Consider the following 16,267-nt stretch of genomic DNA (forward strand, 5'->3'; position numbering starts at 1 on the left):
AGGGACCTCCCTTCGGCGTCGAAGCAGGTTCCAATGAAGCGATCCAGTGGGCATCCACATATGGGTTCTTCCACTGGGGACCGATCGCGTGGGCGATGTTCGCCATCCCTGCCCTTCCGATCGGCTACATGTTTTTCGTTAAGAAAACCGATGTTTTCAAAATCAGTGAAGCCTGTCGCCCTGTCCTCGGAAAATACACCGATGGCTGGGTCGGACGCCTTGTCGACATTCTGTTCATGTTTGGCCTGTTAGGTGGAGGCGGAACAGGACTTGCGCTTTCCGCACCGATTATTTCAGCTGGTCTGAACAATTTGATTGGCATTCCCGATACGATGACGACGAAATCGATCATTCTGCTTTTCTGTACTATGATTTTCGGGCTAAGTGCTTATTCGGGTCTACAAAAAGGGATCCGCGTCCTCAGTGATATCAACTTGTGGCTCGCGTTCATCCTGTTGATTTTCATTTTCACCGTCGGACCGACGACATTCATTACAGAATCGACGACTTCAGCGCTCGGCCGGATGATGGACAACTTCTTCCTTATGAGTTTATGGTCTGAACCATTCAACGACCTTGCCTCCTTCACCCGGACAGGATTTCCTGAAGGCTGGACGGTCTTCTACTGGGCATGGTGGATTGTCTATGCTCCGTTTGTCGGCCTATTCATCGCCCGGATTTCCAAAGGACGGACGATCCGCCAAGTCGTGTTTGGAACCATCCTATTCGGAAGTTTAGGGACAATCCTTTTCTTCGGAATCTTAGGAAACTACTCCATGTATCTCGAATTGAGTGGTCAATATCCGGTCATCGAAACCTTGAACCAACAAGGAGCACCGGCGGCCATCATCGGCACCTTGACTGAACTGCCGCTCGCAACACTCGCGATCATCGTGTTCATTTTGCTCGCTACGATTTTCTTATCGACGACCTATGATTCCGGATCGTATGTCATTGCATCCGTTGTGCAAAAACACGTCGAAGGTGAACCACTGAAATGGAACCGTCTGTTCTGGGCCTTGGCATTATCTATTCTGCCGATGATTTTCATGAACATGGGCGGACTGACGACCCTGCAGACGATCAGCATCGTGGGCGGTTTTCCATTACTGATCATTCTGCCGATTCTCGGATGGTCGTTCATCAAAATGGTGAACGAAGACCGCGCCAAAGAAGAAAAAGAAAACAGGAAAGCCTCTTAAGAAAGGAAGACACACCATGAAAACACGTTATGAAAAAGGACTGGAAACCCTCCGTTCCTATACAGATGAACAAAAAGGCACCAACCATTTTGAACTTATGAAAGCACTGGAAGATATCGCCCCGGATCTCGGAACGTACATCATTGAGTTTGCCTACGGCGATATCTACAACCGTGATCATTTAAGCAAACAATCCCGAGCACTTACGGTCCTGTCAAGCCTTGTCACCCAGGGCTCCGGAAGCCTGCCGCAGCTTGAGCTTCACATTAACACCGCTCTAAATGCCGGCCTTTCGGAAAAAGAAATCATTGAATCCATGATGCAGCTGATCCCGTATGTTGGTTTCCCATCCGTTATCAATGCGTTAACTCAGGCACGGAAAGTGTTCCAGGAACGCACAGAAAAAGCTTTGGCCTAAATCATCATAAGCTAGACGAAATAAAAATCACCAGCTCTCACAAAGAGCTGGTGATTTTTTATTTCGGTTTATATGTTTGTTCATTCAATCGTTCAAGAACCTGTTTTCTAAGCGTCGGCGGCAGAGTCCCGAGCCCGAAAATCTCAGACAGCCATAACCCATCGACCGCAAGACGCAGGATCGTCGCATCTACTTGATCGAGGCCGTCATGCTCGATATGGTTCTGCCAGTCGGCATATGTATCCTGCAGAGGTTTCAACAACTTAGGATTGATCCCTTGAGCAGCGAGCATCCCGGAACTGAGCGGACGGTTTTCCGTACTTTTATCGTGCATGACGTTAATGAACGACCGTGCCCATTTCCCTGTGTCCTCCTCATCGTTTTCTACTAATTCTTCCACATTCTCCCGGTAGACATCGTTCATGTACTGAACGAGACCTTCTACAAGTGCTTCTTTTGTGGAAAAGTGATACAACAGTCCGCCCTTGCTCACCTCTGCGCGTTTAGCGACAGCGTCCAATGTGAGCGCATCGCTCCCCTGCTCCCGGACGATGAGTGCGGCTGCTTCCAAAATCTTTTGCCGTTTCGACTCTCTTGGCATGTGCTTCCCTCATTTACGTTCATTTTTCTTCATGTTATCAGTATTCAAAAGGGTTTTCAATTTGAGTGAGCCCGATATCGATTCCTTTGCCGCTTCTTTTCGTATGCATTTCCGACGATGTAGCTGACGGTAATCGCCAGGATAAAAGGAACGACGGAACCACCCATGGTAACCCCATTCGCTGTCTCTTCATAAAAGGAGAACATGAACAGTTTGTACTCAAGAGTGTGACCAATCCCTAAAAGAAACGTGCTGCCCCCTACTAAAGTCAAGAAACCAATCATGACCGTTTTCCATATCTACCGTCACTTCCTATACCTTTCCTACAACGACTAAACAGCAGGATTATTGTATCAAACTCTTCTTCATATGAGTATTAGTCCACCCCTCTAATCATGTCGTTAAATTTAGGTCCTTTTTTGGAAAAATGTGAAAAAAACGAGCTTGAAATGATAGGATAAAAGAGCACGCACACAGGGATAGGAGAGGTTTGCATGTTGATGACGTTTAATATCGAAGAAACAGAAGGAGCCAAAAAGAAAATAACCAAAAGCACCGAAGAAATTTCTAAAGTTACATACAAAAAACTGGGATTAACCGAGGAAGCTTTAGAAGACTTCCTTCAAGATCACATCGAAGTGATTACGTTGGAAGAAGATTGGGACTTGAAAGTTATCGGTAAACAAGTCCGTAATGATGCGAACAAGCGGACAGACCTGGTTGGACTCGATAGCAACGGAAGCATTGTCATTATCGAAATCAAGCGGGATGAGCAGGATATGAAAGCCAGAAGAGATAATTTCGAATCACAGGCGATTCGGTATGCTGCTTCTTTTGCCAAAATGGAAACCATCGAAGAACTGGTTGAACAAGTGTATGGCCGTTTTTTACTACAAAATGGGGAGGTTGATGAAAGCAGGATTGTTGAAACGGGAGTAAAAGAAATCACGGATTTTCTTAAAAAGAACGATGCCCTGGACAACTTCAATCAGAACCAGCGGATCATTTTGATTGCGTCCAGTTTCGAACCAAGTGTCCTTTCTGCATCCACCTGGCTTTTGTCCCAGGGCGTGGATATTTCCTGTGTTGAAGTCGCTCCTCATTTAATTGATGGGAGTAACGACAAAGAGTACATCCTGAAGGTGAATAAACTGCTTCCCCTCGGTTCAGAAGATGATTATCTAAGTGAGATTGTGAAAAAAGAGTTCACCTCTGCTCCCGATAAAAAAGCGGGAGGAAAACACCGCAACCTTCCTCGATTACCTCAAATGTTAGAGGACGGGATCGTGGACATTGGTGACGAAATCTACCATGTATCGGATGAAGAAGGGATCGAAACAAAATCCCATATTCACGGCCCTAAAGAAGTCATTTGGAACGGCAAAGTGTACTCCTTGAATGAATGGGGAGCGATGTTCCATCACAAAAAAAAGGTGAATGCCTACACGAGAGCTGTCGTCGTTCGCTATGGAAAAACGTTGGAACAGATTAGAAAAGATTACTACAAGCTTTAATTTTTTTAGGTAAAGCCAAAAAAAAGCCAAAGGTACACATGAGAAGTGTGCACCTTTGGCTTTTAACCCTGAACTCACGCGTGACTCTTCACATTCTCAAGCGCCATAAAATAATTGAGCACAAACTGGCGCACTTCCCATTCTGGCACTTCCTTCACGCCATCCGTAAACACCGACTGATGATAAGAATAATTTCCGAAATGACGGCGTTTGCCTGAAATCAGATCAGCCATCACTTTGTTCGTCTTCTCCATGTATTGCATGCTCATCATCCTTTCTATCACAAGCATAGCCAGAATAAGAGATTCTTATACTAGGAAGATAGAAGACCTTCAACCTTTGCAAGCACGTCGCTGACTTCCCCCTCTTTTTCAATGGTAAAAAAGTGGTCTGCCTCCTCAGCAGACGGGGCTTGGATATGATATGATTCTTCCTGCTGGCGTCGCAGGACCTCACCAAAAGAAGAGGCGGTGCGTAAAACGGATGAATCCCGCTTGCTTTCTCTTATACGTGTTTCAAGGAGGGCGTCCGACACATCAAAATTTACAAGAATCGTAGAAAAGCCTTTCCTTTTAAAGTCTTCCAGCAGCGCTTTCCTTGCCTTTGCACGCCGGTTCGAATTACAGATGATGAGATGCAGATCCGTTTCTACTATCGCATGATCGACAATCATTTTCGTCATGCTGTGTTTGATCGCATTCGGACCATCTCCAGGAACGAGCCGGGAATAATGAGTATTCAAAAATGCCGCATGTTCATCCTGGTCAATTACGACCGTATTCTTCACCGCTTCCTCAAGCAGTCTCGCAAACGTCGACTTTCCGCTGTGCGTCATCCCCACAGTCATCACGACAAATCTATTCATGGCTTCTCCTCCCGACCCATTTTTGGACGAAGGATGTTTTCCACACGAGGAAACCAAGCCAGGCACCGAATAGATTCAGAATAAAATCGTCGATATCAAAACTCCCTCTTTGGGTGAGTAATTGCGCGACTTCAGCCGAGAGGATGATCAAAACAAAGGCGAGCAGGAAGGCACTCATACGCCTCAGTTTTCTAAACAGAGAAGGCAGGAAAATGCCCATCGGGATGAATACCAGCACATTCCCGAGCAGATTCTTCACAGCCGTCCACGTATTCATCGTCCCATTCTCCCAGGCTGTTATATAATTCCCGATTGTTTTGAACGGAACCAGATTGGAACGGTTTTGTATATATTCCACTAGACTCATAGACATCCCCGCCGAACCACGCAATTGAAAAAACATGTAAAACGTGAGAAACAGGAGATAGGCGATAAAACCTATACTCATGATGATGCGTTGAACCTTTGACATAAGAACCTCCACCAACTTTTTTCTTCTGTATATTCCCTATCCATACCCACGAGCGGTAACAAACCAAACCATCCATTATCAAAAACCACGAGCTACACCGCCGCTTCATCCACTTCCTTTTCTTTCCACAGCCGATTAACGAAACCGATCCCTAACGTTACTAAAAGCATCAGCCAGGCTCCTCCTACAACCGCCACTTTGATCGAAACCCATTCAGCAGCCGCTCCAATAGTGATGGTCGCAAGGATGACGAGCACACTTTCGACCAGACCGAACACGCTCGTCACCCTCCCCATCACTTCAACAGGAATATACTCCTGGTAAAAGGTATGAAAGCCCGTATTTGCAAAAGCAAGCGCAAACGATAGCAAAAAGAAGCCGACCGCCGCTCCTGAAAAATTCACGGAAAAGGCATAGATCAAGTAACCGGATGCTACCAACACTCCGCCCCCAGTGAGGAGGGTCTTCGTCGAGAGATGATTTCCGCACCACGTAAGGATTAGAGCCCCTACTGCGATTCCTGCCCCCGCAATACTGACAAGAAAACCATAGGTCGTATCCGTCAGCCCGAGCACTTCTTTTGAAAAAGCCGCTTCCAATGAATCCGGGGCCGCCGCCATCACCATCATCAGACCGAACAGAAAATAAATCGTCATAATCAACATGTGACGCTTTGTAAACCTCCGAACAACGTGCCAATCTTTCTTAAGCAAGGCCACCGACCACGATTCATTCTCCACTCCAACCTCTTTTTCCAAACGGGGAAGCAACAGCGAGATGATCCCTGAAATGAAAAACGTACAGGCATTAAAGTAAATCGCCAACTCCGTCGTTCCGACTATAAAAAGTACGCCCGCAATCGCAGGTCCGATCAGAAACCCTCCCGAATCAATCAAACTTCTCAGTGCATTGAACCGTTTCCGCTGGTCCCTTGGAATCAACTTTGTCACATACGTCATGGATGCAGGTTCGAATACAGACCCAGCCATGTTTACAAACAAAACAAGCACATACATCGCTGAAAGCGAGGTCAAAGCAGGGAGAAAGAAAAGGAAGATGGCCCTGACCACATCAAGGCCAATCATAAGATTCCGCTGATTCACCCTATCCACAAAAGACCCCGCCCATATGTTCGTCAAGAGCGTTGCCGCCGGCTTCAGTAAGTACAAAACAGCGACAGCCAGCGGTGAGCCCGTCATTTCAAGCACGATAAGATTCAACGCAATTAAATAAATCCAGTCTCCGATGTTCGAGAGACCGATCCCTGATAATAATAGAAACGAATACTTCCACGAACGAAACATGTTTCAACCTCCCTACAGACCGTTTTAGAGAAATTAAAAACCCCACCCCCAAGACAGATCAGTCTTGGGGGCGAGGTCTGTTTCATCCGCGGTGCCACCCCAGTTTTATAGATGTGTCGCCACACCCAGCTCATCAGGTACGTTCATACCCTGTCTCTGTAACGGGAGCTCCCGTCCCATGATCCCCATCAGGTTCCCATGAGAAGCTCAGAGGTTTGGTTCAATAAGGGAAGCCCTGCTCCTTTTCAGCACCCGGAGCTCTCTGTGAAGGCTTCTGCTTACCTACTCTTCTCGTCATTGCCGCTTTCATTTCTCTATACTATGCAAGAATCATCCAATTTTGTAAAGGGTTTCTTTTAAACGGCCTCATCTATGTTGATCAATGAGGATAGGATTACCATCTGGATCTTCTATGGTAAAACTATCCGGCCCTTCACCTGATTCATCTGCTTCTGACAGAATGTTTACTCCTTTTTCTTTCAGCTGCTTTTGAAGTTCGCGCACATCGGTAAACGAATCGATATTTTCTGCCTCTTGATTCCAACCCGGATTGAACGTCAACATGTTTTTCTCGAACATTCCTTGAAATAACCCGATGACACAGCTCCCATTCTTCATGATGAGCCACTTTTGCTCAGCATCTCCGCCAAAAGCCTGAAATCCTAAATTTTCATAAAATGTTTTCGATTTGATTATATCTTTCACCGTCAAACTTACGGAAAACGCACCAAGTTCCATAGAAAATCCTCCTCTAATCATTTGCTCTATGGAACATGTTCGCTTTCACAAAGGAAAAACCCTGCTGAAGCAGCAGGGACTTTTACTTTTTAAGGAGAAGCCGATTCTTCTGTTGCACTCTTTGAACTTACCCGCTTCAACATATATTCAAGTAGAAAAAGATAATCCTTCTCATGACCGGTACGTTTAGCGAGCTCGGATAACTGCTCTAACATATACAGGCAGTCATTTTCATACAGACTATCATTGTCAAAACCTAAAATCGTCTGACGGGCAAATTCCCATAAATCATTGTGGTACTTGCCATTCACCGTTTTACTCAGCAGAGCTACCATCGTTAATAGTTCTGTCATGACGGCGGAATTCTGGTTCGCATATTCACGAATGGAGGCAAACCCTTTGTGAAGGTAGTAACGAAAGTCTTTTCGATTCAGAATAATGCGCAGTTCCTCTTCCCCGTCGAACAGATAGGGAGAAAAATTTGTAGACTGACCGATACTCTTCAATAAATCCGCAATCTGGTGCATCGTATTCGTCACCGTAAGCGGGTCATTATGACCTAAAGCTTTAATCGCTACCTCCGCGAGCTTGGTGAGACCATACTCCAGGTCTTGAATCTCCGTCTGCTTCACTCCGATTTCTATAGATTTGTAGTAAATGTCGGGATGGATGGTGTTTCCGTATTCCCAATAGGTAAGCAGCGGTGTTCCTTCCAGGACAAACTCCCCGATTCTAACATCGAAGCGTAGAAGGATGTCGTCACTCTCCGCCTGCTTGATCAATCGCGAAAAGTCCGCGACTTGAAGATACCCGGATTGGCGGGTCTTAATTACCTTCCCGTCTAATTCAGAGGGGAGCGATTCTATCTCCACCTCTTTCTCCAGGTGGTAAGGCTTTAATTCTTTTTCCAAAGATGCCTGCACCTGTTTCGACTTGGCATTCATATTGAAACTGATGTTATGAACCTGCATCCAGGTGGTGGTATGGTTGATGAAATAAATGAACGTCACCGCAGCTGTAATCGCTGTGAGGATGGACAAAACCGGCGTCGCAACAATATACTCCTCTTCTTCATGCGTCACGTACAGGAAGTTCAACAACACATAAATAAAACTTCCGTTAAAAATCCCGAGGACGTGCTGGGTGGCTCGGTCACTGACAAAGTTTACGAGCATCTTTGACGAAAACTGGCCGCTGAACGTCGTCAGTGCAACAAGCAGGGAGTTAATCGTAAAGGCACTCAAGGTCAAGACCCCTCCGACCAGTGCACTCAGAAGCACCTGCAGCGTCTGCCCGCTGAAACCGATCGCCGCAGGTAGATATAAACCGACATCCACCACATAATCAAGGTAAAAGGTGAAGGCGGACAACACGACCGCTCCTACGATATACCAAAAAGGCATAAACCATATCGTTGACTTCAATTCACTTTTCCGCTGGCGTCTCGACATTTTAAAATATTTCTTTATATAGTAGAAGAGCCCCATATGAATCCCCATTCTATTCTTAAGACTTATGAATCCTTCTAATTCCTACCCTGTAAAGAAGGAAGTGAACCTGTTTTTTTGTGTTTCCATCAAAAATAGGGATAAATATCGAAAAAACCTTGGGCTCATCAACCTAGAACTATGAATGCCCGTGATATATGAAGGGAACCCTCAATTTCTCCAGAGTAATCTACCATTGAATATAGACCTCTCCTATTGTCCGTTGCTTACGAACATAGAAAAAAACTTTTTCAATGGAAGCATGGATGTTCGTTTCTGTAAGGGTATTCATCATGATTTCTGACCCTCCAAATCATGATCAACGTTGTTCAACATAATTTTTGAGTAGGGTACCAAGCAAATGGTTCCACCCTTCTTTATGGGACTGCTCCCAATCCTCTTCAATCAAACCAGATGCCGTATGAGTCAACTGGAGAGTCGTCGAGCCGTGTTCCTCTTTAAGACGATACGTATAGGCACTGTTCACTGCTCCTTGCATACCCAAATGACCGATCAGGCGAATTTCTTCTGGTGCATTCACATAATAGACATTTCCCCATACGGCTCCTTCATCATTTCCCCACTTCTCTAAAAACTGCCCTCCAAGTACAGGATCTAAGGAAAGCTTAGATGGTTTCCCTTCAGGAGCTATCCGAAACTCCCACCAATCCTCAACATTTTCAGTCAATGCCTGGAACACTTGTTCACGCGAACCCTCAATCACAACTTCCTGCTCAATTTTAAATACGGTTGCTTGTTCATTAGCCTTCATTCCTTTTTCTCCTCCATTCTGTTCAACTGCCGATTTTACATTCAATAAGGAATGGGCAGTCGAACCCATATATTGTCCTACCCAACGTCTGTGCACTTCCTGTAAAGGAACAGCGTTTAAAAAGTTCAGCCTATATTTTCCTTGCCTTCGTACTAAAACCAAATGGGCTTCCTGTAATGTAGACAGATGTTTCATAATCGCATAACGGGAAACATCAGGAAAGTACTCATCCAAATCCCCAGTGGTTTTGGGGGCATGCTTTAGAAGATCCAGGATCTCCCTTCGAATAGGGTGGCCTAAGGCTTTGAATAAAATTGATAGCTTATCTTCCATAATAAAACCTTTCTATAGAGAAATTGTCGGGAAATCTATCATGTGACCATATGGTAACATGAATAATATATAATAACCAGCGGATTTTCCAAGATCAATGACACCTTAGAGTAAGTGAGTGTCTCAGGATACGTTCGAACGCCTCCACATGTATAAATGGTGCCCCTGACCCATCTATTCTATTCATACTGGCGTAAAGCACAGGCGGTGGTCATGGTTTTGGTTATAAATAAAAGAGGAACTTCCTCTTTTGGAAGTTCCTCTTCTTCTCGTATGACAGCCCCCGACAAATTCGTAGTCAGAAAAAAAACGGTCGGGCTTGGTCCTATTCGTTATTCTTTACATTAGTAATCACCATAGGGATCAGAAGAGTCCTCCGTCTCTATGTTTTCATTATTGGAAAACAAACTTAGTCAGATAGTGTGAATATGTATTCTTCCACTTCTTCCCTACGAGCGTTAGCGAAACCTTTATCCTCCCCCGTCATTTGAAATCCGTTTTTTTCCAAAACGTTGCGGGAAGCAATGTTATCTTTGGCTGTTCTTCCTATAAGCGGTCGAATCGAAACCGTCTGGAGAAATTCGCTTAGGGCGCGGCTCGCGATCCCTTTTCCCCAATACTTCTTATCAATCCAGTAAGTCACTTCCCACTCACCGAACTGTGTAAAGCAGATGACGCTTCCCACTACGTCATGATTTATTGTGATCGTCCTTTTAATAATCCTGTCTTCACGAAGGATTTTGCTCCAATGTTTTATGTAACTCTCCCGATCATATGGATCTTTTGCGGTGAAAGCCGCCATGTGGTTGGCCTCTCGATCCTTTTGAAATTCAAAGAAAAAATCCAGATCATTCCAATGCATTTCTCTTAAACTGATGTCCATGGTTTCATCTCCCTTCGTTAGTAAGACAAAAGAGGCATAAACCTATGAAGTCCTCAAGAACTATACTACTATGTCTTTCAAAATGCCTCCACCTCTGCCTTAACCTGGTTCAACCTTTACATGAATAAAAGAAGCGATTCTCCTGATAAAAGGATCGCTCCTCCTATTTTGGAAGACTTGGAACCCAAACAACGGGAACCAACCTTGTTAAAAGCATGTTTCCTTCTTGCTACGAGATCACCCACCTTAACAACTATAATAACCTTTATTTCGTATTTTCCAGTCCATTCTTTTTCATAAAATCCTTAAAAATATCAACAAGCAGAGGCCCCTCATTAATGATCTCACCTTTTCCAAACCCTGAAAAACCATCTCCACCGTAAGCTAAATAATGACTGACCGCTACCGTGTACTCCTTTTCCGGTTTCAAAAGCTTGCCCTGATCATTTTTGAGATTAGATAAATGAATACCTTCTTTTGTTTCTCTCCAATCATATTCCAGACCGGCTGCCTGCAGGAGGTTGGTCCTCTTATCCGTCCATTGTTCCGCTAACACTTCTTTGATTTCTTCACCTGTCATGGAAAGAGATACCCCGTAATGTTTAAAAGGCAGGACGGTATGAAGGTCGATGGCACGAATCGGTCCCTCCTTAATACTTTTACGAATTCCTCCGTGATGGACAAATGCCACATCTGCGTTCATCTTTTCTTTTAAAGACCGGGCAATGATTTGAGCAAGAGGAGATTCCCCGTTCTTATCTTTCTTTCGAGAGATCCCTTCTTCCGTTTCTGTAAGGACTTCATTGTACCCCTCATGCAGCATCCCTTCATATTTTTTCAACAAGTATTGGGTTTGCGGATCGGGCTCCCTTTCTTCATGATAGGTATGCACGATCTCTGCTTCTTTTTGAATGATGTCTTTCGTCGCCGGGTCGATGGTGAGATCGACTTTGGAGAATGCTTTTCCGTAGGAGTAGGACTGAACGATTAACTTCCCGTCCACGACTTTGTTCGCGTAAGTATGGTTATGACCAGCGAACATCACGTCCACTTCATCATCGATTTCCGAAGCCATGTCTACAAATTCACGATTGGCCTGCGTTCCTTCTTTATTTGATTTCGCCGATACATGGCCAAGGACGACGATCGACTCGACGCCTTTATCTTTCAGTTGTGCGACTGAGTTGTTGATCGCATCGACTTCATCTATGATCTTCACGCCCTGTAAGTTTTCAGGTAAAACGAAGTCGTTCGTATCTGTAGTTACCACACCAATAAAACCTATGTTGACACCATGGACTTTTTTAATAATAAAAGGAGGCAGCAGAGATTTGCCTGTGTTCTCATCGATGACATTAGCGGTTGTATAGGGAGTGGTGGCCCCGGAAAAGTATCCAGTTGCTTCATGGTGGCCCCCATTCAAAAGCCGCTTCATCTCCTGAACGCCTTCATCAAACTCGTGGTTACCGAGCGTACCGATGTCGAAATCCAAATGATTCATGAATTCTACTGTCGGCTCATCTTGAAAAATAGAGGAAACGGGAGGGCTCGCTCCGACCATATCCCCGGCATGGACGAGGAAGGTGTTCGGGTTCTGTTGTTCATAAGACTGCAAATAAGCCGCTAAGTATTCAGCACCCCCGACTTTCTTTCCTTTGTACGTTCCTTCGTAATCCAATTGACCGTGCAGATCATTGACGCCAAGAAGCTGCACTTCGATGTCTTCTTTAGAATAAAGCTTCTCAGACCCCAACATAAAAACAAACGCAATCAAGAGCATGAATGACAAGACCTGCTTTTTATTGAACATTCGGCTATCCCTCCCTATACGTTCACCATAGCAAGGGAAATTGAATGGACCTTTAAGCCTTCATAAATAATTGTTAAGCTCAGACCAATAAATGATAGCGAGTTCTTGTCCATCGAACAAAAAAACACCGCTTCCTTATTTTAGAATAGAAGCGGTGTTTCTCGTTTTCTATTAGGGTTTCCTCAGAATCTTCTCCATCGCTTTCCCCTTGGCCAGCTCATCGATCAGCTTATCCAAATAGCGAACCTCCTGCATCAACGGCTCTTCGATTTCTTCCACCCGTACGCCGCAGATGACACCTTTGATCATCGTCCGTGAAGGGTTCATTTCCGGGGCTTCCGCAAAGAATGTTTCAAAGTCAGTCTTCTTTTCCAATAGCTCCTCTAACTGCCCCTGATCATAGCCTGTCAACCAGCGAATAATTTCATCGACCTCTTCTTTAGTGCGTCCCTTTTTTTCCGCCTTGTTGACATAATGGGGATAGACACTTGCGAAACTCATGGTATAGATTTTATGTTTAGCCACGAGCTCACCTCCTTTTTGAGTTTTTCATCTCTATGATTAAGTATATCACTCCAAGTATCTTTGACTACGCATATAGCTACCTTGTTACAAGAAAAGATCACGCTCACTTTACTGTAGTAAAAATATCTTTCATGATCGGATACGATTTCTTCAACCGTTCCTCATAAAACGGTAAATCCCAGTTGTCCCACTTGTATTGGGCAGGCTTGTCAAAACCGAACGACTCCACGATTTTCCCCTGCTCTGTTACAGCGGCTGTGATATCCAAACCATCTATAGAAATCGATGAATCCAATCCATCCTCGTAAAGATCACCGATAAACTCCTTTTGACTAGGATCCTTTGCATTTAAAAGCATCCACGGGAGGCGGATTTCCAGAATTCCTGTTTCCTCCGAGTAATAATAATCGGCAAGAGAGTCATAGTCTTCCGATTCCGGATCTCCTATCCCATAGCGAAGGACGCCTGTCTCGTAAGAATCGAAAGGAAACTCTTCCCCGGTATCCGGGCGGACAAGTCCTTTGTTGAGTGCCAGTCGGATGGGATGGAAGTCTTCATCCGCATAAGGGTCCTCTGTCATCTTCAATTTTTCAACATAATCATAGTGAAACACATCGTAGTCGCGCGCTACTTCGATCTTCGCGTCTTCTTTCCCTGGAATGGTCACCCGGAAATCTGAAGCGAGTTTTTGATCCTCCAATTGAATCCCTTTGTCAGGTCGCACGCTGATATGGAATTGAACTTCTTTCTCTTTCCAAAAACCTTCCGTGCCGACTTTCGCTTTGAGATAAAGGTACCGTTCATCATGGTCCGCCTCCAAAGACTGTAAATCCCCTTCTCCATCTTCGTAGAGGGTTTCTCCTTCTTCCCAATCGTCCTTCCCATCGACTTTTACTTTCAGACGATCGAAGCTTAAGAGTCCGAACTGCTGTTCATTGGTCTGCGCATTGGACCAGTAAGGTCTGCGGTCAGGATTGTCATAATCCATCGTATTCCACGTCCGTTTGAACCACTCATCCTGCCAGCTGAATACAAGGCCTCCGAGCAGCTCTTCATGTAAGATATCTTCATATAACCGTTTGACGATTCTCCCTTGTTCTTTCTCTGAAATAAAGCCCTGGTTCCAGCCAAACGGATTTTCGTGCGTCTTCCCTCTCGAAGCTGGAATGCCGAATTCCGCAATTAAAATCGGAAGTTCGTGCGAGGCGTGAAGATCCTTCAAATATCCGGCATAGTTGTTCTTTTCCCCTCGGTGATCCTCAAATTCCGTATAGGATTCCTCCATATTGAGAAAATCCGGGTAGTACGGATAAACGTGATAGGAAGCGAACATCCCTACGGCTTCCGCCTTCCCTTTTGGAAAGATATGATTCGGGTCGATACTGGCAAGATCCTCCTGTTCCAACGGCTCCGCCGGCTGATCCAGGTTGTCCGTCGTGACCCAGTTGGTGAAGCTCAACGGACGCATGCTTTGATACTCATCGATTTCATAACTGGTGAGGACATCCATCTGCTCTGCCAGCCAGTATTCCATTGGACTTCCGCCTTCTGTCCTCGTGTAAGTGCCATCATAGTCACCAAGATCTGGGTAATCCTTTTCCATTTGATCGACCATATATGGATACCATTCGATCCCGATGATCCACCCAACCACATAAGGAGAGATGTCCTTTGTGTATAGGCCGGACGCATGCCCGGTTTGTGCCGGGATTTTTGCTTCGCCATGGATGACGTCCACGATCTTTTTCATTTCCTCCTGAAACGCTGCTGTGATGTCTTCATCAAAAGCATCTTCTGTTTCCTCTAAAGGTCCTTCATCGATCCAAACGCCATGAAATACATAAAGCGGCTGTTCCGCCTGTGCATTGTATTCCGCCAAGGCTTCATAAAAGCCGGGCGGGTGAAGCGTGTACACACGGATGGCGTTTGCGTTCATCGCACCGATCTCTTCAAACCAGCGGGCGTATTCTTCTTTCTCAATCGCCGCTTCTCCTGGAAAATACCCAGGCTTACCCATCCCGATATTGACGCCTTTGACTGTCAGTGACTGCCACTCGTTGTCCTGGAAAACTTCGATTTTCTGATCATGGACACGGGACGGATGCTTGGTATCTTCCTTCACCGCTTGAGGGACAGATACAGGAGCCGTCTGCTCTTCCTTTCCAACAGAGGAAAGAATAGTTGCCATCATAGGGTGGTACGTACTCCAAAAGAAACTTTCTTCAGAGTCCGGTTGGAACTTCGCGACCCATTCCCTTACTTTCGCAAAACCTTGGTACTGATAGAAAGATGGGACATCGGCCAAATCAGCGAAATCCCCTGAGAAATAATAACGTTGTGTCCCTTGTTCCTCATAATGAGTGACCGCCGGGAATGTGGAAGGAATTCCGTGAGCCTCAAGCTTTTCTTCCCCCTGTCCACTCGTTTGGATTTCGTACTCTGCCAACACATCCACTCCTTCTCCTGGATCAAGGATATCGAACCAGTAAAGATAAGGGGTACTTTGTTGGAGGTCGAAGTGTTCTTCCCCTTTTTCATTAAAGATGGCGAGGATCTCTGCCTCCAGCAAGTCTCCTTCTTCCACAGACAAGACCACAACCTCCCCTGAGAATTCGTGGATGAGGACCACTCCTTCTCCTTCATACGTCCAAGGCTCTCCCTTTTCTTCAAAACGTGAAACCACCCACTCCGGGACTTCTCCACCTTCGATCAAATCTTGAAAATAACGGCCGATCCAGCCCTGCCAATCCACCTTCAGAAAGTCGGTTACATCGTTCCGTACCGCATCACTTGTGGGAGAGACAAAGCTGTTAAACTCCATGACCAAATCCTTCCCGTTGGACTCGACCTGCTGCTTGATCTGCTGCCATTCATCCATCGCAAGGCCTCCATCAATCAACTCAGGAGGTCCTTCATCAGGTTCCGCCCCCCAGGGCAGATCTTGCTTATAAACTCCGTATGTATCAGCGACATAAATCAGGTCTGTATCCCCGAGATCTTCTGGCAGCGGTTTTTCTTCAATGGTCCGCTCCTCTTCATCGGGAACTAGACCGTAGTATTTCATAGAGTCATAGGTTTTCTTCTCATTGGTCTTGTATTTGTTATAATTCAACAGCCATGTCAGGCTTTTATGTTCACGAGCGCTTTCATCCGGTACCGTTTTATCAAGAATCGTGACATCAAGTGATTTGGATGGTGAAAACAACCAGATGACCGATGGTAAGGCTAAAATAAAAAGTACGCTAACAACAATCCATAGATTTTTTTTCATAAAATACCCCCACTTACAGGAAATTGATGCCAAGTTTATGTTCATTATAATAGATATGTAGAAGGAAGAATA

The 16,267-nt window shown here is 45.2% G+C and carries 16 protein-coding genes and 1 other annotated feature; of the genes, 3 read left to right on the plus strand and 13 right to left on the minus strand.

The annotated features are described in order from the left end of the window. The first annotated feature begins 41 nt into the window (after nucleotides 1–41). A complete protein-coding gene (locus LC065_RS17280) occupies nucleotides 42–1,202 on the plus strand; it encodes a BCCT family transporter (RefSeq protein WP_306163960.1) in 1,161 nt (386 codons plus the stop codon). A 16-nt stretch (nucleotides 1,203–1,218) separates the two neighbouring features. Then, nucleotides 1,219–1,620 carry a carboxymuconolactone decarboxylase family protein gene (locus LC065_RS17285; protein ID WP_226588697.1) on the plus strand — a complete coding sequence of 134 codons (402 nt, stop codon included), beginning with the start codon at nucleotides 1,219–1,221 and terminating at the stop codon, nucleotides 1,618–1,620. A 58-nt stretch (nucleotides 1,621–1,678) separates the two neighbouring features. Here LC065_RS17285 and LC065_RS17290 read toward each other — a convergent pair whose 3' ends face one another. Then, the gene (locus LC065_RS17290) at nucleotides 1,679–2,221 is read right to left on the minus strand and encodes a TetR/AcrR family transcriptional regulator (RefSeq protein WP_226588695.1); all 543 of its coding nucleotides are present in this window, start codon (nucleotides 2,219–2,221) and stop codon (nucleotides 1,679–1,681) included. Between the two features lie 56 nt (nucleotides 2,222–2,277). Further along, nucleotides 2,278–2,505 carry a hypothetical protein gene (locus LC065_RS17295; RefSeq protein ID WP_226588692.1) on the minus strand — a complete coding sequence of 76 codons (228 nt, stop codon included), beginning with the start codon at nucleotides 2,503–2,505 and terminating at the stop codon, nucleotides 2,278–2,280. A 210-nt stretch (nucleotides 2,506–2,715) separates the two neighbouring features. Here LC065_RS17295 and LC065_RS17300 point away from each other — a divergent pair, with 210 nt between their 5' ends. Next, nucleotides 2,716–3,735: a PDDEXK family nuclease gene (locus tag LC065_RS17300; RefSeq protein ID WP_226588690.1), complete on the plus strand. Its 1,020-nt coding sequence runs from the start codon at nucleotides 2,716–2,718 to the stop codon at nucleotides 3,733–3,735. 74 nt (nucleotides 3,736–3,809) lie between these two features. On the opposite strand, the gene LC065_RS17305 is transcribed toward LC065_RS17300, so the two are convergent. From LC065_RS17305 to LC065_RS17355, 11 genes are all read right to left on the minus strand, one after another. Then, the gene (locus LC065_RS17305) at nucleotides 3,810–3,998 is read right to left on the minus strand and encodes a hypothetical protein (RefSeq protein ID WP_089651021.1); all 189 of its coding nucleotides are present in this window, start codon (nucleotides 3,996–3,998) and stop codon (nucleotides 3,810–3,812) included. 50 nt (nucleotides 3,999–4,048) lie between these two features. Next, nucleotides 4,049–4,600, minus strand: a complete 552-nt coding sequence (locus tag LC065_RS17310) for an AAA family ATPase (RefSeq protein ID WP_226588688.1) — start codon at nucleotides 4,598–4,600, stop codon at nucleotides 4,049–4,051. Continuing rightward, on the minus strand, nucleotides 4,593–5,072 hold the full coding sequence (locus tag LC065_RS17315) for a VanZ family protein (protein ID WP_226588686.1): 480 nt from the start codon (nucleotides 5,070–5,072) through the stop codon (nucleotides 4,593–4,595). The genes LC065_RS17310 and LC065_RS17315 overlap by 8 nt, the downstream gene beginning before the upstream one ends. A 92-nt stretch (nucleotides 5,073–5,164) precedes the next feature. Further along, nucleotides 5,165–6,376 (minus strand): MFS transporter, encoded by a 1,212-nt coding sequence (locus LC065_RS17320; RefSeq protein WP_306163592.1) that lies wholly within the window; start codon nucleotides 6,374–6,376, stop codon nucleotides 5,165–5,167. Between the two features lie 63 nt (nucleotides 6,377–6,439). Continuing rightward, nucleotides 6,440–6,683, minus strand: a binding site (T-box leader). A 59-nt stretch (nucleotides 6,684–6,742) separates the two neighbouring features. Further along, the gene (locus tag LC065_RS17325) at nucleotides 6,743–7,114 is read right to left on the minus strand and encodes a VOC family protein (protein WP_226588683.1); all 372 of its coding nucleotides are present in this window, start codon (nucleotides 7,112–7,114) and stop codon (nucleotides 6,743–6,745) included. Between the two features lie 89 nt (nucleotides 7,115–7,203). Next, nucleotides 7,204–8,565: a DUF2254 domain-containing protein gene (locus LC065_RS17330; protein ID WP_226588681.1), complete on the minus strand. Its 1,362-nt coding sequence runs from the start codon at nucleotides 8,563–8,565 to the stop codon at nucleotides 7,204–7,206. 355 nt (nucleotides 8,566–8,920) lie between these two features. Beyond that, a complete protein-coding gene (locus LC065_RS17335; protein ID WP_226588679.1) occupies nucleotides 8,921–9,706 on the minus strand; it encodes an SRPBCC domain-containing protein in 786 nt (261 codons plus the stop codon). Between the two features lie 409 nt (nucleotides 9,707–10,115). Then, a complete protein-coding gene (locus LC065_RS17340) occupies nucleotides 10,116–10,589 on the minus strand; it encodes a GNAT family N-acetyltransferase (RefSeq protein WP_226588676.1) in 474 nt (157 codons plus the stop codon). Nucleotides 10,590–10,854: 265 nt separating this feature from the next. Next, complete coding sequence (locus tag LC065_RS17345; RefSeq protein WP_226588673.1) at nucleotides 10,855–12,399, minus strand: bifunctional metallophosphatase/5'-nucleotidase; 1,545 nt, start codon at nucleotides 12,397–12,399, stop codon at nucleotides 10,855–10,857. 171 nt (nucleotides 12,400–12,570) lie between these two features. Next, nucleotides 12,571–12,924: a DUF2200 domain-containing protein gene (locus LC065_RS17350; RefSeq protein WP_226588670.1), complete on the minus strand. Its 354-nt coding sequence runs from the start codon at nucleotides 12,922–12,924 to the stop codon at nucleotides 12,571–12,573. A 103-nt stretch (nucleotides 12,925–13,027) separates the two neighbouring features. Further along, complete coding sequence (locus LC065_RS17355) at nucleotides 13,028–16,195, minus strand: glycoside hydrolase family 113 protein (protein WP_226588668.1); 3,168 nt, start codon at nucleotides 16,193–16,195, stop codon at nucleotides 13,028–13,030. Nucleotides 16,196–16,267: the final 72 nt, after the last annotated feature.

This window comes from Halobacillus litoralis (assembly GCF_020524085.2).
GTDB classification, from domain to species: domain Bacteria; phylum Bacillota; class Bacilli; order Bacillales; family Halobacillaceae; genus Halobacillus; species Halobacillus litoralis_E.